Origin of the sequence: Streptomyces sp. ISL-94, from assembly GCF_018614075.1 — a bacterium.
In the GTDB taxonomy this organism is placed as follows: Bacteria; Actinomycetota; Actinomycetes; order Streptomycetales; family Streptomycetaceae; genus Streptomyces.
In genome coordinates, this window is record NZ_JAGGOZ010000037.1 from 1 (window position 1) to 19,528 (window position 19,528).

Sequence of the window (19,528 nt, forward strand, 5' to 3'; positions counted from 1 at the left end):
CTCGGCCCGGTCCTGACCGTAGGTGGCCAGCAGGGCCTGCGCCTCGATCGGGTCGCCCAGCGTCGTGCCGGTGCCGTGTGCCTCGACGGCGTCGACGTCGGCGGTCGTCAGGCCGGCGTTGGCGAGGGCCTGGCGGATGACCCGCTGCTGCGCGGGCCCGTTCGGCGCGGTCAGGCCGTTGGACGCGCCGTCCTGGTTCACGGCGGAGCCCCGTACGACGGCCAGGACCTGGTGTCCGTTGCGCCGCGCGTCGGAGAGCCGCTCCAGCAGGAGCACGCCGACGCCCTCGGCCCAGCCGGTGCCGTCCGCCGCGGCGGCGAAGGCCTTGCAGCGGCCGTCCTGCGCCAGACCCCGCTGCCGGGAGAAGTCCACGAACGTGTCCGGGGTCGGCATGACCGTCACACCGCCGGCCAGGGCCATGGTGCACTCGCCCTGGCGCAGGGCCTGCGCCGCGAGGTGCAGGGCGACCAGCGACGACGAGCACGCCGTGTCGACCGTGATGGCCGGACCCTCGAAGCCGAAGGTGTAGGCGACACGCCCCGAGGCCACGCTGTACGCGTTGCCGTTGCCGACGAAGTCGGCGACGTCCTGCGGGATTTCGTGCAGGCGTGAGGCGTAGTCGCCGTACATCACACCGGCGAAGACACCGGTGTGGCTGCCGCGCATGGACGCGGGGTCGATGCCGGCGCGCTCGAAGGCCTCCCAGGAGACCTCGAGCAGCAGCCGCTGCTGGGGGTCCATCGCCAGCGCCTCGCGCGGGCTGATCCCGAAGAACGCCGGGTCGAACTCCGCCGCGTCGTGCAGGAAGCCGCCCTCACGGACATAGGTGGTACCGAGGCGAGCGAGCTCGGCGTCGTAGAGCGCCTCGACGTCCCAGCCGCGGTTCGACGGGAAGCCGCTGATGCCGTCGGCGGCCCCGGTCACCATCCGCCACAGGTCCTCCGGCGACTCGACCCCGCCCGGGTAGCGGCAGCTCATGCCGACGATCACCACGGGATCGTCGGCGTCCGCTCGGGCACCGGTCACGGCCGCGGCGGGAGTACGCCCCATGCCGACGAGTTCGGTGGCGAACTCCCGGGCGAGGGCGCCCGGCGTCGGGTAGTCGAAGATCAGCGTGGCCGGCAGCCGCAGTCCGGTCGCCGCCGTGAGCCGGTTGCGCAGCTCGACAGCCGACAGGGAGTCGAAGCCGAGCTCCTTGAAGGCCTGCTCGGCGTCGATGGCGTCCGCCCGCTCGTGGCCGAGGACGAGAGCGACCGTACGGCGTACGAGTTCCAGGGCGGCCGTCAGCCGCTCCTCCTCGGGCAGTGCGGCCAGGCTCTCGGCGAAGGAACGGCCGGTGTCACCGGTCCGCTCCTGGGCGGCGCGCCGGTTGTTCGTACGGACCAGGGCGCGCAGCACGGCCGGTACGTCGCCCGCCGCGCGCACGGCGGCGAGGTCGAGCTTGACCGGCGACACCACGGGCAGCCCCGTGCGCTGGGCCACGTCGTAGAGCTCCAGCCCCTCATCGCTCGGCAGTGGAAGGGCGCCGGAGCGCTTCATCCGCTGGATGTCGGTGTCGGAGAGGTGGGCGGTCATGCCGCTGCGCTGTTCCCAGAAGCCCCAGGTGAGGGAGGTCGCGGCCAGCCCCAGCGTGTGCCGGTGCTGCGCGAGCGCGTCCAGGAAGGTGTTCGCGGCGGCGTAGTTGCCCTGACCGGGCGCGTTGAAGACGCCGGCGTCGGAGGAGAAGAGCACGAACGCGGAGAGGCCGAGGCCCTGGGTGAGCTCGTGGAGGTTGACGGCCGCGTCCACCTTGGGGCGCAGTACGGCGGCGAGCCGCTCGGGGGTGAGCGAGCCGATCAGCGCGTCGTCGAGGACACCCGCGGTGTGCACGACGGCGGTCAGCGGGTGCGCGGCCGGTACGGAGGCCAGCGTGTCGGCGAGGGCCTCCCGGTCGGCGGCGTCGCAGGCGGCGACGGCCACCCGGGCGCCGAGCCCGGACAGTTCCGCGATGAGTTCCGTGGCACCGGGGGCCTCGGTGCCCCGGCGGCTGGTCAGCAGCAGGTGCCGGACGCCGTGCCGGGTGACGAGGTGGCGGGCGACGAGGGCGCCGAGGGCGCCGGTGCCGCCTGTGATGAGGACGGTGCCGTCCCCGTCGACGGCAGCGGTGTCGGAGCCGTCTGCTTCGGCGGGAACGGGGACCCGGTTCAGCCGCCGGGCCAGCAGCGACCCGTCGCGGACCGCGATCTCGGGTTCCCCGGTGGCCACGGCGAGGGGCAGGCTCTGTGCGGACCCGGTGGAGTCGAGGTCGACGAGCGTGATCCGGCCGGGGTGCTCGGCCTGGGCGGAGCGGACCAGCCCCCAGACGGGTGCGGCGGCCAGGTCCGCGGGGGCCGCGTCGGTGCCGGCCGCCACGGCGCGGCGGCTGACGACGACGAGCCTTCCGTCGGTGAAGCGTGCATCGGCGGTCCACTGTCGGAGCTGCTCCAGGAGGGCGCCGACGCTGTGGTGCACACCGGCGGCCAGGTCGCCGTCGGGCAGCGCGAGTCCGTCGGCGGCGAGCACGACCGTCTCGGGGGCGTCCCCGGAGCCGGCGGCAGCCTGGTCGAGGTCCGGGTACTGCGTGACCCGGACGCCCGCGGCCCGGAGCCCGTCGGCCAGCCCGAGGGTGTCGGCTCCGACGACGGCCCAGTCGGCGGGTACACCGGATCCGGCGGGTACGGCCGTCCAGTCCGCGACGTAGAGCGATTCGTGGTACTTGACCGAGGCGGAGGCCAGCTGATCGGCCGACGCGGGCCGTAGGGTCAGGCTGTCGACGGCGGCCACGGGCGCGCCGGCCGTGTCGGACAGGGTCAGCGATACGGCGTCCTCACCGGTACGGGTCAGCCGTACCCGGAGTACGGACGAGCCGGTCACGGACAGGGACACCCCGCTCCACGAGAAGGGCAGCAGCACGCCGCCCTCCTCGGGGTCCAGCAGGCTGGTGGTGTGCAGGGCCGCGTCGAGGAGCGCGGGGTGCAGCCCGAACCGGGCGGCGCTGTCCGCGCTCTCCTCGGGCAGGGCGACCTCAGCGAGGATCGCGTCGCCACTGCGCCAGGCGGCGCGTACGCCCCGGAACGTGGGCCCGTAGCCGTAGCCCCCGGCGTCGAGAGCGGCGTAGAAACCGGACACGTCGATCGGCTCGGCGTCCGCGGGCGGCCAGACGGCGCCCGCCTCCGACTGCCGGCCTGCGACCGCTGCGGCCGGTCCGGCTCCGATCAGGCCGGTCGCGTGCAGGGTCCACTCCTCCTCGCCGAGGGCGCCCTCGGGGCGGGAGTGGATCGTGAGCTCGCGGCTGCCCGAGCTTTCGGCCGGGCCGAGGGCCACGCGCAGGGCGACACCGCCGCGCTCCGGCAGGACCAGGGGGGTGGCCAGCGTCAGTTCGTCGAGCCGGTCGCAGCCGGCCTCGTCCCCGGCCCGCAGTGCGAGCTCGACGAAGGCCGTGCCGGGAAGCAGTACGGTGCCCAGTACGGCGTGGTCGGCCAGCCAGGCGTGGCTGTGCAGGGAGATCCGGCCCGTGAGCAGGACACCGCCGGTGTCGGGCAGCGCGACGGCCGCGCCGAGCATCGGGTGGCCGGTGGCGAGCTGCCCGAGCCGGGAGGCGTTGGTGCCGGAGACCGCGGAGTCGAGCCAGTACCGCCGACGCTGGAAGGCGTACGTCGGCAGGTCCGTGCGGTGCGCCGAGCGGCCGGCGTGGATGCCGGCCCAGTCCACCCGAGCGCCGCGGACGTGCAGCCGGGCGATGGCCGAGGTGAAGGTGTGGACCTCGGGGCGGTCGGCGCGCAGGGAGGGGGTGAACATGGCGGGGGAGTCGGCATCGACGCAGCTCTGGCCCATGCCGCAGAGCACGCTGTCCGGGCCGAGTTCCAGGAAGGTGGTGACGCCCTGGTTGCCGAGGAAGGAGATGCCGTCGGCGAACCGGACGGCCTCGCGGACGTGCCGGACCCAGTACTCGGGCGAGCACAGCTCCTGGGTGGTGGCGCTACGGCCGGTCAGGTTGGAGACGACGGGCACGGTCGGGGGCGCGTAGTCGACGACGCGGGCGATCCACCGGAACTCGTCGAGCATCGGCTCCATCAGCGGGGAGTGGAAGGCGTGGCTGACGCTCAGCCTGCGGACCTTGCGGCCCCGTGCCTTCCACGCGTCGGCGATCTCCCGTACGGCGTCCTCGGTGCCGGAGAGCACGACGGAGGACGGGCCGTTGACGGCCGCGACGGCGACCTCGTGGGCACGGCCGGCGAGGAGTGCGGCGATCTCGTCCTCGGAGGCTTCCACCGCGAGCATGGCGCCGCCGGCGGGCAGTTCCTGCATGATCCGGCCGCGCGCGGTGACCATGAGGGCGGCGTCCGGAAGCTTCATGACCCCGGCGAGGTGCGCGGCGGTCAGCTCGCCGATGGAGTGGCCGGCCAGGTAGTCCGGCCGCACGCCCCAGGACTGCGCGAGCCGGTAGAGGGCGACTTCGAGGGCGAACAGCGCGGGCTGGGTGTAGCGGGTCTCGTCCAGCAGAGCGCTCTCGGCGGTGCCGGGTGCGGCGAACATCAGGGCGCGCAGCGGGTGGTCCAGGTGGGCGTCGAGCGCGGCACACACCTCGTCCAGCGCGGCGGCGAACACCGGGAAGGCCTCGTACAGTTCCCGTCCCATGCCGGCCCGCTGGCTGCCCTGACCGGTGAAGAGCACGGCGGTGCCGCCCTGGGCCGGGGTGCCGGTCACGGTGTCGGCGGCCTCGCCGTCGGCGGCCAGCCCCTCCAGGGCGCGCAGCAGCCCGGCCCGGTCGTCGGCGACGACGACGGCGCGGTGCGGGAGGTGGGCGCGGGTGGCGGCCAGGGAGTGGGCGATGTCCGCGTCGCGGATCCCGGGCCGCTCCGCCAGGAACGCGGCGAGCTGCCGGGCCTGTCCGCGCAGGGCCTCCTCCGAGGCCGCGGAGAGCGGGTGGGCCAGGGCGACGCCGTCGGCCACGGAAGGCACGGCGGAGGGCTCGGCGGAGAGCGCCGCGGGCTCGGCGGGAGGCTGCTCGATGACGGCGTGCGCGTTGGTGCCGCTCATGCCGAAGGAGGACACGGCCGCGCGGCGGGGGCCGCCCGTCTCGGGCCATGCGTGGCTGTCCGTGAGCAGGCGCACAGCGCCGGAGGACCAGTTGACGTGTGGGGTCGGCTCGTCGACGTGCAGGGTCTTGGGCAGCACACCGTGCCGCATGGCCATGACCATCTTGATGACGCCGGCGACGCCGGCGGCGGCCTGGGTGTGCCCGATGTTGGACTTGATGGAGCCGAGCCACAGCGGGCGGTCCTCGGGCCGGTCCTGACCGTAGGTGGCCAGCAGGGCCTGCGCCTCGATCGGGTCGCCGAGGGTCGTGCCGGTGCCGTGGGCCTCGACGGCGTCGATGTCGGTCGTGGCCAGGCCGGCGTGGTCCAGGGCCTGGCGGATCACCCGGCGCTGGGCGGAACCGCTGGGCGCGGTCAGGCCGTTGGATGCGCCGTCGGAGTTGACCGCGGTGCCCCGTACGACGGCGAGCACACGGTGCCCGCTCCGCCGGGCGTCCGAGAGCCGCTCCAGTACGAGGACACCCGCGCCCTCCGACCAGCCGGTGCCGTCGGCGGCGGCCGCGAACGGCTTGCACCGGCCGTCGGGGGAGAGGCCGCGCTGCCGGCTGAAGGCGAGGAAGCCGCCGGGGCCGGACATGACGGCGACGCCGCCGGCCAGGGCCAGGGTGCACTCGCCCTGTCGCAGGGCCTGCACGGCGAGGTGCAGGGCGACCAGGGAGCCGGAGCAGGCCGTGTCCACGGTCATGGTGGGGCCTTCGAACCCGAAGGTGTAGGCCAGCCGCCCGGAGGCGACGCTGGCCGCGTTGCCGGTCAGCAGGTAGCCCTCCAGGCCCGCTTCGGCCTCGTGCAGGCGGGGCCCGTACTCCTGGGTCTCGGCGCCTACGAACACTCCGGTGCGGCTGCCGCGCAGTGAGACCGGGTCGATGCCGGCTTGCTCCAGTGCCTCCCAGCCGGTCTCCAGCAGCAGGCGCTGCTGGGGGTCGGTGGCGAGGGCCTCACGCGGGCTGATGCCGAAGAAGGCGGCGTCGAACTCGTCGGCCTCGTGGAGGAATCCGCCGTGCCGGGTGTAGCTGGTGCCGTGGTGCTCGGGGTCCGGGTCATAGAGGGCGTCCAGGTCCCACCCGCGGTTGACGGGGAACTCCGTCACGGCGTCCTTGCCGTCGGCGAGCAGTTCCCACAGCTGGTCGGGGGAGCCGACCCCGCCGGGGAAGCGGCAGCCCATGCCGACGATCACGATGGGGTCTTCGAGATCAGCGGCCGGTACCGCGGCGGCCGGGGCCGGCAACATCTCCGTGGTTCCCGACAGTTCGGCGAGCAGGTGCTCGGCCAGGCCGCGCGGCGTCGGGTGGTCGTAGACGGCGCCGACCGGGAGGTCGAGTCCCGTGGCGTCGGCCAGGCGGCGGTTCATTTCCACGGCCGCGAGGGAACCGAAACCGAGGTCCAGGAAGGACCGGTCGGGAGTTATCTCGTCGGCCGGGCGCTGCAGAATGTCGGCAACGTTTCCGCAGATGAGCGACAGAAGGGCCCGCCGCTGTTCGTAGGGAGACGATGCGGCGAGAATTTCCCGAAGCTGGTAATTCCCCTCCGACGTTCCCTCGCGGGCCGCTTCCGAACGCGTACCGAATTCGCCGGATCCACCTTGCATCGTTTCCACTCCAGAGCTCAGCCGCACGTGATCGCGGACGCCGATCCACTGTTGAGACTACGCAGCGGGCCGAGCTCTTTCGCACCCCTAAAGCCCCCTGTCCGGGCCCCGATTCACACCCTTACCGGGGTCGTCAGCTGCTTGACGGTGCTCTTCGGATCGAAAGCAAGCACCTCGAAGTTCTTCGTGGTGCAGTCGAGCCGGCGGAAGAGGTTGTCGGGCCCGGCGACGACCAGTCGCTTCACGCCGAGCCGCTGCAGGCCGGCCACCGCGTCCGGCCAGTGGATGGCCCGGTCGAAGGTGTCCAGCAGCATGGTCCGCATCGCGTCCGCGGTCTCGACGACGGAGCCGTCCTGGTCGGCGATGACGGGCAGTGACGGGGCCCGGACCTCGTAGCGGTCGAGGACCTCGCGCTCCGCCTTGGCGCGCAGGGTCCCGAAGGCGGGCGCGTGCACGGGCGGGCGCATGGTGTACATCGAGTACCCGCCCATGTCCCGGACGCCGGCCTTCAACTCGTCGAGCGCGCTCTCGCGCAGGCTGACGAGGAAGAAGTTGTGGTCCAGCCGGCCGGACACCTCGCACAGTTCGCCGCGTTCGCGAAGTCCCGCCATCAGCTCCTCCAGCCGGTCGCCGGGGGTGCGGACGACGGACTGTGTGACGACGTCGGAGTAAACGGAAGCAAAGAACTCTTCCTCGCAGCGCGCCATTTCCATGGTCATCCGCAGGGCGTCGGCGAAGTCGAGGCTTTCCACGTAGACCGTGGCGGCCTTCTGGCCGAAGCTGGGGCCCACACAGACGGCCGGGCGTATTCCGAGGGTGTCCACCGCGCGGTCGGCCAAGGCCAGGGAGTTCACGAGGAAAGCGGCCTGGGTGTACTCGGAGTAGTCGCTCTTTGCCTCGTAGAAGCGGTCCATGAGGCTGAACCCGAGCGCTTCGTCCGCGAGTTTCAGGCGGCGGCGTACGTACGGGTCCAAGACCATGAACTTCCCCACTTCGGAGAAGTTCGAAGGCCCCATGCCGGGAAAGACCATTGCTGTTGTGCTCGACATGGTTCTCCTCTGCCTCCGCACCGGGGGCGCGGGCCGGCGTCTGACGATTATCGGCATCCGGCCCGGCGCCGCGACGGGGCGCGGGGCGAGGCAGGGATCTGGCCAGTACTCGTCGAGCGTAGGCGAGTTGGCCCTCCGGCCAAACCCCTAGAGACACCCCTAGACCCCCGCGCGAAACGTCAAATGAAGCTCAAGTGGAGGGGGCCGCATAGGGGGTGGAACCGGGCCGTCTTGTCGAGCGTCCAGGATCCGTGTAGTCGTCATGTAGGTTTTCGGCCACGGGGCCCCCGGAGTAAGGGGTGGTGCCTTTTCCGTGGGCGTGACTAGCATGCGCCAACCAACTCCCAGCGCACTGCTGTCAAAATGTGACACAGGCCTGATCCCACCACTGAAAGGGTGTCAGCGATACCGTGACAGAAGCATCAGAGGCCAGCTGGATTCGCCGGTTTCACCCGGCTGACGGCAGTTCTGTCCGGCTGGTTTGCCTGCCCCACGCGGGCGGCTCGGCCAGCTTCTACTTCCCGATGTCCCAGGCGCTGGCGCCCGCCGTGGACGTCATGGCCATCCAGTACCCCGGGCGGCAGGACCGGCGCCACGAGCCGTGCATCGAGGATATCGGCCAACTCGCGAACGCAATCGCGGCCGTACTGGAGCCCTGGCTCGACCGCCCCACGGCGCTCTTCGGCCACAGCATGGGTGCCACGCTGGCGTTCGAGGTGACGCGGATCCTGGAGGCCAAGTACGACTTCACGCCAGAGCACCTCTTCGTGTCGGGCCGCCGCGCCCCCTCCCTGCACCGGGACGAGCGCGTGCACCTGGCCGGCGACGACGGCATCGTGCGGGAGATGCTGGCGCTCCAGGGCACCGACGCGGCCGTACTGGCGGACGACGAGCTGCTGCGCATGGCGCTGCCCGCGCTGCGCGGCGACTACAAGGCGATCGAGACCTACCGGGCGGAACCCGGTGCCACGGTCCGGGCGGCGATGACCGCGCTGACGGGCGACGCGGATCCGCGCGTGGCGGTGGCCGACGCGGACGCCTGGTCCGCCCATACGTCTGGAGGCTTCGGCCGAAAGGTCTTCCCCGGCGGGCACTTCTATCTGGCCGCCCAGCAGAAGGAGATTGTTTCGGTCATTTCCGATCGACTGTTTTCAGCCTGACCACCACCAACGGGGCCCTGCGAAGAGAGGGAACACGAAGGGCAAAAGTTCAACTATTGCGTGCTGAATGACATGTCCGTGCCGCTCACCGACACTGAGCTGGGCACGGGCTGATCCACGGGGGAGATTTACGTTGTTGCTGTCCGCGAAGCTGACAGATCGCGATGGACAACTGGAAGAACTCAGGTCGCTGCTCGATGACGCCCATCAGGCGTCCGGACGCGTAGCCCTGATCACAGGAGCAGTCGGCAGCGGGAAAACGCTGCTGCTCGCACACTTCACGAACGAAGCAAACGCCGCGGGGGCGTTGCTGCTGGACGGTGCCGCCTCCCAGCCGGAACGGAACGTGCCCTTCGCACTGCTGAAGAGGATGTTCCAGACCGCGCCTCTGGCACCTCAGGCGCGCGCAGACGCGGACGAACTGATGCAATGGGCATCAGCCGACCCTTCACGCGCGAGGTACGCGCACGTCATACCGCAGTTGGCGACCGTCCTGCTGGCCGCCACCGGCAGCCGGACACTGGTCGTCGCCGCCGACGACATCCACCACGGCGACGACGCGTCCTTGCATTTCATCCTGCACCTGGCCCGCGGCATCCGCCACGAACGGGTGCTGATCGTACTGACCGATACCACCCGCCACTGGGCGAAGGCGTTCCGGTACCGCTCCGAGCTCGCCCAGCAGCCGCACTTCCAGCGCATCCCGCTGAAGCTGCTGTCACTGGCCGACACCCGGGAGATCCTCGCGGACCAGCTCACACCTGCCACCGCGGCGCGGCTGTCCGCAGAGTTCCACGACGTCACGGGCGGCAACCCGCTGCTCGTCAACGCTCTCGTGGCCGATTACCGGACCACGGCCGAGACGGAGGGCACCCCGCTCAGGGTCGTCCGCTCCGAGACCTACGGCGAGGCCCTCCTCGACTGCCTGTACCGCTGCGGCGCCGAATGCCTGGCCGTGGCGCAGGCCATCGCCGTCCTGGGCAGCCAGACCACGACCGGCCGGCTCTGCCGCCTGCTCGAAAGCGACACGCTGGACGTCGAGTCGGCCCTGCGCTCGCTCAATCTGTGCGGGGTGGCTGAGGGAAGCGGCATCAGGGACTCCCAGGCCCTGGCCACCATCTACGACGCCACGCCCGTGGTGGAGCTCATGGAGCTCCACCACAAGGCGGCCAGGCTGCTGCACGAAGAGGGCGCGCCCGCCTGCGAGGTCGCGGCGCACCTGCTGCGCCTGCCGCACCGGCCCGCACCCTGGAGTGCGGCCGTCCTGGAGGAGGCAGCCGAACAGGCCCTCGCCAGTGGTGACCCGGAGCTCGCGCGCCGGTGCCTGGAGGCGGCCATGTCCGCCGGCACGGACGAGCGGCGCCAGGCGGCCATCAGGCTGCGGCTCGCCGGGCTGGTGTGGCGGACGCTGCCCGCGGCGGCCGAGGAGCACCTCGACCGGCTGACCGCGGACATGAAGGCCGGGCTGGTCCCGCCTGCGGATGTGGCCGTACCGGTGTCCCAACTGGTCTGGTCGGGGCAGCTGGAGCGGGCGGCCGAGATCACCGAGCACCTGTCCAAGGCCGATGCCCGCACCGGGTCCGAGGCGGCCGGCGGCCTCGCCGGAGCGCGGTCCTGGCTGAAAATGGTCAGCCCGGGGCTGCGCACCAGGATGACGAGCCCGAAGGCGCCGAGTCCGGCAGTACCGGGTGCCCCGGCGCTGCCGGCGATGCCGGCCCAGCCGCGTTCCGGCTACGCCGACGACCCGTACGCCCAGGCCGCCGAGGCCGTCTCGGCCTCGGTTTCGGAGGGCACCCCGGACAAGGCCCTCTTCGTCCTCCAGCGCTACTCGCTGAGCGACAGCACCATTCAGCCCTTGGTCTTCGCCCTGTGGGCCTTGATCTTCGGTGATCAGCTCGAACTGGCCGCACTCTGGTGCAAGCGCCTGATCGGCGAATGCGCCGCCATGCGCGCGCCGTCCTGGCAGGCCGTGCTGATGTCCGTCCGGGCCGAGCTGGAGCTCAGGCGCGGCAACCTGAGCGGTGCCGACCACCTGGCCGGTACCGCCTTGAGCAGGATGTCCATGCGGAGCTGGGGCCTGGGCGTGGCGTTCCCGATCGCCACCCGGGCCCAGGCCCTCACCGGGATGGGCCGCTTCGACGACGCGCGGGACCTGCTCGCACGGCGCGTTCCCGACGGGCTGGTCGACACCTTGCCGGGTCTCCAGTACCGCCGGGCCCGCGGGCTCTGGAACCTCGCGACCAGCCGTCATCAGGCGGCGCTCGGCGAGTTCCTGGCCTGTGGGGACCTCGTACGGAAATGGGACATGGACCGGCCCGGCCTGGTGCCGTGGCGGACCGACGCCGCGGAGGCGTGGCTGTGCCTCGGCAACCCGGAGGCCGCCCACCAGCTCGCCTCCGCGCAGCTCCAGCGCGTCACCCGCTGCCAGCCGCAGCTGCGCGGGCGCACGCTGCGGGTGCTCGGCAGCAGCGCCGGTGACCTCGCCTCCCGGATGGCGGCGCTGCAGCAGTCCGTCGACATCCTCGAAAGGAGCGGCAGCCAGCTCCAGTTGTCCCTGGCCCTCGCCGAACTCGGCAGTGTCTGCCAGGAGGCCGGGGACTACGGCCGGGCGCGCACGCTGATGCGGCGGGCCTGGCACCTGGCCAAGTCGGGCGGAGCTGAGCCGGTGTGCCGCTGGCTCTCCCACGCCCGCCCCGAAGGACGGTCGGCGGAGCCCGGCGCGGACGCGGACGCGGCCCAGAGCGGGGACTCCGTACTGACCGAGGCCGAGAACCGGGTCGCGGTGCTCGCCGCGCAGGGGCTGACCAACCGGGAGATCTCGGCGAAGCTCTACATCACCGTGAGCACCGTCGAACAGCACCTGACCAGGATCTACCGCAAGCTCTGTGTGAAGCGGCGGCGCGATCTGCCGACCAAGCTCGCCGACCTGACCAGCGTGGCGGCGGGCTGATGGCGCCCGAGCCGAGACTGCTCGCCGTCAGCGACCTGCACGTCGGGATGGCGGACAACCAGCCGATCCTGGAGTCCCTGCGGCCGGTCACCGCCGGGGACTGGCTGATCGTGGCCGGAGACGTCGCCGAACTCGGCCCCGACATCGAACGGGCGCTGGCGCTGCTCGCGGGACGGTTCGCCAAGGTGATCTGGGCGCCGGGCAACCACGAGCTGTGGACGGTCAAGGAGGACCCGGTCCAGCTGCGCGGCGAGGAGCGCTACCGGTATCTCGTCCAGGTCTGCCGGGACCTGGGCGTGGTCACCCCCGAGGACCCGTACCCGCTGTGGACGGGCCCCGGAGGCCCGGTCGCGGTGGCGCCCCTCTTCCTGCTCTACGACTACACCTTCCGGGTGCCCGGCACGGCGACCAAGGAGGAGTCGCTGCTGGCTGCCCACGCCCAGGGGGTGGTGTGCACGGACGAGTACCTGCTGCACCCCGACCCCTACGCGAGCCGCGACGACTGGTGCCGGGCCCGGGTGGAGTGGACGCGGAGCCGGCTCGAGGCACACGACCCGGCCGTACCGCTGGTCCTGGTCAACCACTTCCCGCTGCTCAGGGCGCCGACGGACATCCTGCGCCACCCCGAGTTCGCCCAGTGGTGCGGCACCGAGGCCACGGCGGACTGGCACACCCGGTTCAACACGTACGCCGTCGTCTACGGGCATCTGCACATCCCGCGGACCACCAGGTACGACGGGGTCCGCTTCGAGGAGGTCTCGGTCGGCTACCCGCGCGAGTGGCGCCGCCGAGGCCACCCGAAGGGTCTGCTCCGGCAGATCCTGCCCCACGACGCGCCCGAGGTGGAGTGGTGATCGCCGGACTGGTGCCCCCAGGCGTCGTCGCGGCCGACGCCTTCGAGGACCACGGGTGGGACGGCTTGTACGCCGAGGAACGGGCCCTGGTCCAGAACGCGGTGGAGGCCCGGAAGCAGGAGTTCGCCACCGTACGGGCCTGCGCGCGCGCCGCGTTGGCCGGCCTCGGCCTGCCGCCGGCTCCCGTGCTGCCCGGCCGCAGGAACGTGCCGCGGTGGCCCAAGGGGGTGGTCGGCAGCATGACGCACTGTGCCGGCTACCGGGCCGCCGCGGTGGCCCGGACCCGGGAGGTCCACGCGATCGGCATCGACGCCGAACCCAACCTGCCCCTGCCGGACGGGGTGCTGGAGTCGATCGCGACGGCCGGGGAGCGGGCCTGGGTGAGCGCGGCGCCCCGTTCCGGCGGGGTGCACTGGCCCCGGCTGCTGTTCAGCGCGAAAGAGAGCGTCTACAAGGCGTGGTTCCCGCTGACGGGCACCGAGATCGACTTCCCCGACGCCACCATCCACGTCCTGGCCGCCTCCCCCTCGGGAACCACTCCCGAGGGGGAGGCGGCGGGGACGTTCACCGCACGGATGCGCTTCCAAGGCTGGACGGGGGACGGGCGGCCGGTGACCAGGTTCAGCGGTCGCTGGCTGGCCCGTAAGGGAATCATCGTCACCGTGGCGACGCTGCCCGTGATCCCGGAAACCGCTCTTCCTAAGTGAAGGTAACTATTTCCCCGGCCTGACGGAACCCCAGTCGACCCTTAAGGGAGGCGCCGAAAGATCTCCACCCTGTAATCGACCCCGGAGTTGACGAAGCGCGGCATATTTAGTCGTATCGTGACCGGCCGGAGCCGCTTGCGTCCGACTTGCCGCGTTTCGGAAGGATCGAACTTGTTTTCCGCCGTGCCCGATGACACGTACCTCATGCGGACCTACTGCGTGACGGAGCCCGGCAAGTACCGGCTGGCTTGCTTTCCGCACATTCTCGATCCTCCCCGCTACTACCTCGGGCTTTCCGGGCTGCTGCTGCCCACGGTGGAAGTCCTGCCTTTCCAGTACCTCGAATCCTGCGGCGACGGCGCGCCCACCCGGATCAGGGACGTCGAGGACCTGGCCGATCAGGCCCTGGTCTCCCTGATGGAGTGGACCGACCTGCCGCTGGCTCTTTTCGGCCATCGTAGTGGCGCCTACCTGGCCTATCGCGTGGCCCAGCGGATGGAGCGCGCAGGCGGCCCCGTCCCCGCCACCCTCTTCGTCGCCGGCCGGCGGGCCCCCTCGCGCGAGGACCGCCGGGAGCGGGGCCGACTCAGCTGCCGCATCGTCGCCCTCGCGGGGGATTCCACCGAGGAGCCGGCGCGGGCGGACGTCGAGGAGTGGAGCGAATGCACCAGCGGCTCCTTCGACCTGGAGCTGTTTCCCGGCGTACACGGATTGCTGGAATCCAACCAGCGGCAGGTCGCCAACCTCATTCACGACGAGCTTCTCTCCGCCGCCTCTCCGCCGATCAGAGATCCCGTGGAGTACGTGCCGAGGGGGCGCATTCGATAAGGGTGGCTAGGGGTGAGCTTAGGGGTTCCCGGAAACCGCCCGGGAAACCATAGTTTCCCGGGCGGTAACCGGAAACCCTGTGCTGCACCCCAGTCACGTCCGGATGCGAGGAAGGAAGCGTGTCGAAAATGACAGCGAAGATATTCGCCACCGACTCTGTGCAGACCCTGGACGAATTCGAGGCCGGCGCACTCCGCATTGCGGACGTACTCATGGAGCACGGCGTCACTCCCGGCCAGCGGGTCATCCTCAAGGCCGGGAACTCGGCCGCCTATCTCGGCACCCTCTTCGGCCTCATGCACGCCGGTGCCTCGATCGTCCTCATCGACCAGAAGGAACACGCCGAGGAGACGCGCCGGATCGCGAAGCGGACCGGCGCCAAGCTCATCTTCGTGGACGGCGATGCCCCGGTGGACGCCGACCTGGGTGCGATCACCCTGTACGAGCTGCTGGTCTCCGCGGCCGGCCGGGACTCCATCGACCGGAAGCTGTCGTTCGAGACCTGGTGCGACCTCCCGGACGCCCTCATCATGTGGACCTCGGGCTCGACCGGATCGCCGAAGGGCGTCGTGAAGTCCGGACGGAAATTCCTGAAGAATCTGGAACGCAACGCCGAGCAGGTCGGCCACCGGGCCGACGACGTGCTCGTCCCGCTGCTCCCGTTCTCCCACCAGTACGGTCTCTCCATGGTGCTCATCGCCTGGCTGGTCCAGTGTTCCCTGGTGATCGCCCCGTACAAGCGGATCGACCGCTCGCTCCTGATGGCGGGCCAGGCCGGTGCGACCGTGCTGGACGCCACCCCCGCCAGCTACCACAGCATGCTGAACATGATGCAGCGCATGCCCCTGCTGCGGGCCCAAGTGGAGCGGGTCCGGATGTTCTGCGTCGGAGCGGCGCCGCTGGACCAGAGCCTCGTGGACCGGTACGCGGCGGAGTTCGGCATGCCGCTGCTGGACAGCTACGGCAGTACCGAACTGGGCAACATCGCCTTCGCGACCCTGGAGAACCCGGTGTCCTGCGGGCGCGCCATGGAGGGCATCCGGCTCCGGGTCGTCGACGAGGACGGGCTGCCCGTACCCGCCGGACAGTCCGGCGAGATCGAGGTCGACACCCCCGACGCGCTGGAAGGCCACCTCGACGAGGACGGCGGCCTCATCCCGGCCCCCGGCGGCTGGCAGAGCACCGGAGACCTCGGCTACCTCGACGCGCACGGCAACGTGTACGTGCTGGGCCGCAAGCTCGCGGTCTCCCGCATGGGCTACACGCTCTACCCCGAGCTGATCGAACGCAAGGCCGCCGCCGCAGGCTGCTCCACCAGGATCGTGGCCCTCCCCGACCCGGCACGCGGCTCCCACCTCGTCTTCTTCGTGGAGGACGAAGAGGCCCTCGGCGCCGCCGTCTGGCGCGACCGGCTGAAGCAGGCGCTCCCCGAGTTCGAGCAGCCCAACCAGGTCGTCACCCTCGACCGCTTCCCGCTCAACCGCAACGGCAAGCCGGACAAGATCCGGCTGAAGGAACTCGCAGAGGAGCGCCGCCGATGAGGGTCGCCTGCTGGCAGGCGTTCCCCGAAGCAGGGGGGCTCGAACGGTTCCTGGAGCGGCTGCGCACCGCGGCCCGCCAGGCGGCCGACGGGGGAGCCGAGCTGCTGGTCACCCCGGAGATGTCCGTGGGCGGCTACCCCCTGACCACCAGCGCGTTGGCCGAGGCCCGCGGACCGGTGGACGGCACGCAGAGCGCGGCGATCGCCGCCATCGCGCGCGAAGCGGGCATCTCCCTGGTGCACGGCTGGCCGGAGTCCGAGGGCGGCACGGTGTACAACTCCGCCATGATCACGTCCCCCGACGGACGCCTGCTGGCCTACCGCAAGGCCCATCTGTTCGGGGCGGGCGAGCGGGCCCGCTTCGTCCCGGGCCACGACGGTGTCGTACAGACCGTGCTGGGAGGCCTGAGGGTCGGGTTGCTGATCTGCTACGACGTGGAGTTCCCGGAAGCCGTTCGGGCCCACGCCGTCGCCGGCACCGAACTGCTGCTGGTGCCGACCGCGTTGGCCCGCCCGTGGGAGTTCGTCGCCCGCACCCTGGTGCCCGCGCGGGCTTTCGAGAGCCAGCTGTACATCGCGTACACCAACTGGATCGGCGGCGGACAGGGTAGGGAGTTCTGTGGACTCACCACGGTGGCGGCGCCCGACGGAACACGGCTGACGGTGGAAGGGGGCGGGGAAGAACTGCTGTTCGCCGACATCGAACCCGGGGTCATCGCCGCCGCCCGCGCGGCGACCACCTATCTGGGCGACCGCAGGCCCGAACTGTACGGCGAGGACGGCTGACATGGTCCACCAGGCAGACCTACGGAGGCACGAGAATGCTGCGTGAGCAGGACGCCCGGTACGGTTCCGCCGCCCGATCCAACGCCCATCTCCAGCAGCTCGTGGCGACCGGCGTCACCTGCCTGTCCGTGACCTTCGACCTGCCCACACGGCTGGGCTGGGACAGCGACGCCCCACCCGCCCGAGGCGAGGTGGGCCGGGCCGGTGTCACCGTCGACTCGGTCGACGACATGCGGGTGCTGTTCCGCGGGATCCCGCTGGACGGCATCTCCACCTCGCTGACGGCCGGCGTGCCTGCTGCGCCGCTGCTGCTGATGTACCAGCTGGTCGGCGAGGAGCAGGGCGTCCTGCCCGGCAGACTGGCCGGCGTCGTACGGCACGCCGAGCCCCCGAAGCCCCACTGGGGTTTCCCGCCGGGGCCCGCGCGCCGACTGGCCGCCGACCTCCACGCGTACTGCGCCGCCGAACTGCCGGGGTGGGACGTACGGGGAGCGGCCGAGCCCTCGTACGCGTCCGTACGGGAGCCCCACACCCGCCCGGACCCGGCGATCGCGGCCCGGCAGGAGGAGCGGCTCGCGAAGCTGCGCGCCTGGCGGGTCTGCGAACGCGTGGACGCGGCACTCACGGATGTACGGAAGGCGGCCGAGGGCACCGACAACGTGCTCTACCCGATGAAGGACGCACTGCGCACGGGCAGCACGCTCGGCGAAGTCTGCGCCACCCTGCGCGCGGCCTGGGGCTGACCGGGGTCAGCCGATCGGCAGGGCGAGTGCGATGCGCTCCTCGCGGGCGTAGACCCGCTTGCCGGCCGGGTCGGCCGTCAGGGCTGCCGCCGTCGTCGGGTAGCGCCAGAGTGCCTTGTGGGAGTGGGAGTCGACGGCGCGCAGGCCGATCTTGTCCATGGTGAGGACCAGTCCGCCGACCACCACCGGGGCGACGTCGCCGTCGGCGGTGGTGTCCTTCAGGGGCTGCTCCGACCAGAGTTCCGCGCCGCTGCGGGCCTCGACGGCGACGAGGCCGCGGGCGCTTTCGACGGTGTAGACGACGCCGCCCTGTACGGTCGGGATCCCGTAGCGGCGCACGCCGTACGGCTTGCTGCCCGTGTCCCGCCCCGCACCGAAGGACCAGGCCGTCGCGCCGTCGGTGAGCCGCAGTGCCTGGAGGGTGTCGGAGCCGAGGTACACGTGGTCGTCGTCCGTGGCCGGCGCGTCGGGCATCGCGCCCGTGACCGGCAGGGCGGCCCTCTCCCAGCGCTTGGCGCCGGTGGCGGTGTCGTGCAGGGACAGGCCGAGGGATTCGCCGGCCTCCGAGCGGCGGCACAGCAGGAGGCCGCCCTTGACGACCTTGCCGCGGACGAGGGCGGGGGACGATGCGCGCTCGGAGGGCGCCGCCGTCGGCTGACGCCACAGCTCGCGGCCGGACTTGAGGCTCGCGGCGACGAGGAACCACTCCGGGCCGGTGGCCGACTTGGCGGACAGGTACACCGTGTCCCCGTCCACGCACAGGAGTTGGCCGAGCTTGTGGGCGGCGTCGAAGGCGTCGAGCGTCACGAGCGGCTTCCCCTTGACGACGGTCCGGGGGAATCTCTCCACCGTGAGCGCCTTCGTCCGGGCGTCCTTGGCCGTCTCGGTCTCCGGCTCCGGCAGCACATACAGCTCCTCGCCGTCGGTGGCCATGCGCCAGGGACCAACGAGGTTCTCGTCCCACCGGTACCCGCCCGTCGCCGCATCGACCTTCTGGACCACGCTCCCCGTGGCCAGGACGAGGCCGTCGTCCACCCACAGGGGTGCGAAGTCCACCCGGGGGCCGGTGATGGTGATCTTCCAGAGCGAGGAGGGCCCTGCGGGGAGGACGGGCTGCTCGGAGCCTGCGGGCCTGTCGGGCCAGGCCCACAGGGCACCGGCTGTGGCGAGCGCCGCCGCGCCGGCCGCGCCCCCGGCGAGGGTGAACAGCCCGCGGCGTGACATGCCGGCCGCCACGACCGGCGCCGGCTCCCCGGCGGGAGCCGGAAGACGGCTCGGCGGCTCCTGCCACACCGCCGCGCTGCGGCGGGCGATGTCCGCGAGCACCGGCTGGGGCAGCCCGTCCGCGAACACGCCTCCGCCGGCCGCCGGCAGCCGCGCCAGCTCGGCCGTCGTGGGCCGCAGCGCCGGGTCCTTGCTCAGGCAGCGCGCCAGCAGCGGCGCCAGGTCCGCCGGTACGCCGGTCAGATCGGGCTCCGCGTACCGCACCCGGTAGAGCAGGTCCGCCGCCTGCCCGCCGCCGAAGGGGCCGTGTCCGGACGCCGCGAAGACGAGTACGCCCGCCAGTGCGAACACATCGCCCGCCGGGGTGTGTTCGAGTCCGCCGGCCTGCTCGGGCGACATGTAGGCCGGCGTTCCGGCCGCGGTACCGGCGCTGGTGAGCCGCTCGTCGCCGAGGGCGCGCGCGATGCCGAAGTCGATGACCTTCGGGCCGGCGGCCGTCACCATGATGTTGGACGGCTTGAGGTCGCGGTGCACCACGTCCGAGCGGTGCAGCCGGCCGAGCGCCAGGGCGAGGTCCGCGCCCAGGGACCGGACGCACGGCTCGGGCAGCGGACCGCTGAGCCGGACCGCCTCGTCGAGCTGCGGCCCGAGCACGTACTCCGTGGCCAGCCAGGGCGTCGCGGCCAGCGGGTCGGCGCCGAACACGCGGGCCCCGTAGCGGTCGCCGATGACCCGTGCCGCGTCCGACTCCAGCCGGAAGCGGGTGCGGAAGGAGGTGTCGGCGGCGATCCGGGTGTGCACGGTCTTGAGCGCGACCGTACGTCCGCCGGCCGAGCGGGCCAGGTAGACCGTGCCCATGCCGCCGCTGCCGAGCCGGGCCAGCAGCCGGTAGTCACCGAGGTGCTGCGGATCGTCGTGCGTGAGGGGGGTGAAGGGGGTGAAGGGGGTGAAGGGGGTGAAGGGTGCCGGGGCGAGGGGCATCGGG

11 protein-coding genes are annotated in these 19,528 nt (G+C 71.9%); 8 read left to right on the top strand and 3 right to left on the bottom strand.

All coding sequences use genetic code 11. The features are described 5' to 3' along the window. Together J7E94_RS13995 and J7E94_RS14000 are read right to left on the bottom strand one after the other, a co-directional pair. On the bottom strand, nucleotides 1–6,729 hold a 6,729-nt coding region (locus tag J7E94_RS13995), incomplete at its 3' end, for an SDR family NAD(P)-dependent oxidoreductase (protein ID WP_374224439.1). Nucleotides 6,730–6,815: 86 nt separating this feature from the next. Further along, a complete protein-coding gene (locus tag J7E94_RS14000) occupies nucleotides 6,816–7,751 on the bottom strand; it encodes an ACP S-malonyltransferase (protein WP_251056642.1) in 936 nt (311 codons plus the stop codon). 410 nt (nucleotides 7,752–8,161) lie between these two features. On the opposite strand from J7E94_RS14000, the gene J7E94_RS14005 reads away from it, so the two are divergent. From J7E94_RS14005 to J7E94_RS14040, 8 genes are all read left to right on the top strand, one after another. Further along, nucleotides 8,162–8,911: a thioesterase II family protein gene (locus J7E94_RS14005; RefSeq protein WP_215015447.1), complete on the top strand. Its 750-nt coding sequence runs from the start codon at nucleotides 8,162–8,164 to the stop codon at nucleotides 8,909–8,911. Between the two features lie 67 nt (nucleotides 8,912–8,978). Then, nucleotides 8,979–11,861: a helix-turn-helix transcriptional regulator gene (locus J7E94_RS14010; protein ID WP_251056644.1), complete on the top strand. Its 2,883-nt coding sequence runs from the start codon at nucleotides 8,979–8,981 to the stop codon at nucleotides 11,859–11,861. Next, nucleotides 11,861–12,715: a metallophosphoesterase gene (locus tag J7E94_RS14015; RefSeq protein ID WP_215015451.1), complete on the top strand. Its 855-nt coding sequence runs from the start codon at nucleotides 11,861–11,863 to the stop codon at nucleotides 12,713–12,715. The genes J7E94_RS14010 and J7E94_RS14015 overlap by 1 nt, the downstream gene beginning before the upstream one ends. Then, nucleotides 12,712–13,422, top strand: a complete 711-nt coding sequence (locus J7E94_RS14020) for a 4'-phosphopantetheinyl transferase superfamily protein (protein WP_215015452.1) — start codon at nucleotides 12,712–12,714, stop codon at nucleotides 13,420–13,422. Before J7E94_RS14015 ends, J7E94_RS14020 begins: the two co-directional genes overlap by 4 nt. A 183-nt stretch (nucleotides 13,423–13,605) precedes the next feature. Continuing rightward, entirely contained in the window at nucleotides 13,606–14,250 is a 645-nt protein-coding gene (locus J7E94_RS14025) for a thioesterase domain-containing protein (RefSeq protein ID WP_215015453.1), read from the top strand. A 128-nt stretch (nucleotides 14,251–14,378) separates the two neighbouring features. Further along, a complete protein-coding gene (locus tag J7E94_RS14030) occupies nucleotides 14,379–15,791 on the top strand; it encodes a class I adenylate-forming enzyme family protein (RefSeq protein ID WP_215015454.1) in 1,413 nt (470 codons plus the stop codon). Then, nucleotides 15,788–16,576, top strand: coding sequence for a carbon-nitrogen hydrolase family protein (locus tag J7E94_RS14035; protein ID WP_215015455.1), 789 nt, complete (start codon nucleotides 15,788–15,790; stop codon nucleotides 16,574–16,576). Before J7E94_RS14030 ends, J7E94_RS14035 begins: the two co-directional genes overlap by 4 nt. A gap of 35 nt (nucleotides 16,577–16,611) precedes the next feature. Beyond that, entirely contained in the window at nucleotides 16,612–17,319 is a 708-nt protein-coding gene (locus J7E94_RS14040) for a methylmalonyl-CoA mutase family protein (RefSeq protein ID WP_215015456.1), read from the top strand. 6 nt (nucleotides 17,320–17,325) lie between these two features. Here the strand turns inward: J7E94_RS14040 and J7E94_RS14045 are convergent, their stop codons facing one another. Next, nucleotides 17,326–19,524 carry a PQQ-binding-like beta-propeller repeat protein gene (locus J7E94_RS14045; RefSeq protein WP_215015457.1) on the bottom strand — a complete coding sequence of 733 codons (2,199 nt, stop codon included), beginning with the start codon at nucleotides 19,522–19,524 and terminating at the stop codon, nucleotides 17,326–17,328. Nucleotides 19,525–19,528: the final 4 nt, after the last annotated feature.

Coding starts and splice junctions, on each gene's coding strand:
- J7E94_RS14000 (WP_251056642.1), bottom strand. CDS start 7,751: ATGTCGAGCACAACAGCAATGGTCTTTCCCGGCATGGGGCCTTCGAAC.
- J7E94_RS14010 (WP_251056644.1), top strand. CDS start 8,979: ATGACATGTCCGTGCCGCTCACCGACACTGAGCTGGGCACGGGCTGAT.
- J7E94_RS14015 (WP_215015451.1), top strand. CDS start 11,861: ATGGCGCCCGAGCCGAGACTGCTCGCCGTCAGCGACCTGCACGTCGGG.
- J7E94_RS14030 (WP_215015454.1), top strand. CDS start 14,379: ATGACAGCGAAGATATTCGCCACCGACTCTGTGCAGACCCTGGACGAA.
- J7E94_RS14035 (WP_215015455.1), top strand. CDS start 15,788: ATGAGGGTCGCCTGCTGGCAGGCGTTCCCCGAAGCAGGGGGGCTCGAA.
- J7E94_RS14040 (WP_215015456.1), top strand. CDS start 16,612: ATGCTGCGTGAGCAGGACGCCCGGTACGGTTCCGCCGCCCGATCCAAC.
- J7E94_RS14045 (WP_215015457.1), bottom strand. CDS start 19,524: ATGCCCCTCGCCCCGGCACCCTTCACCCCCTTCACCCCCTTCACCCCC.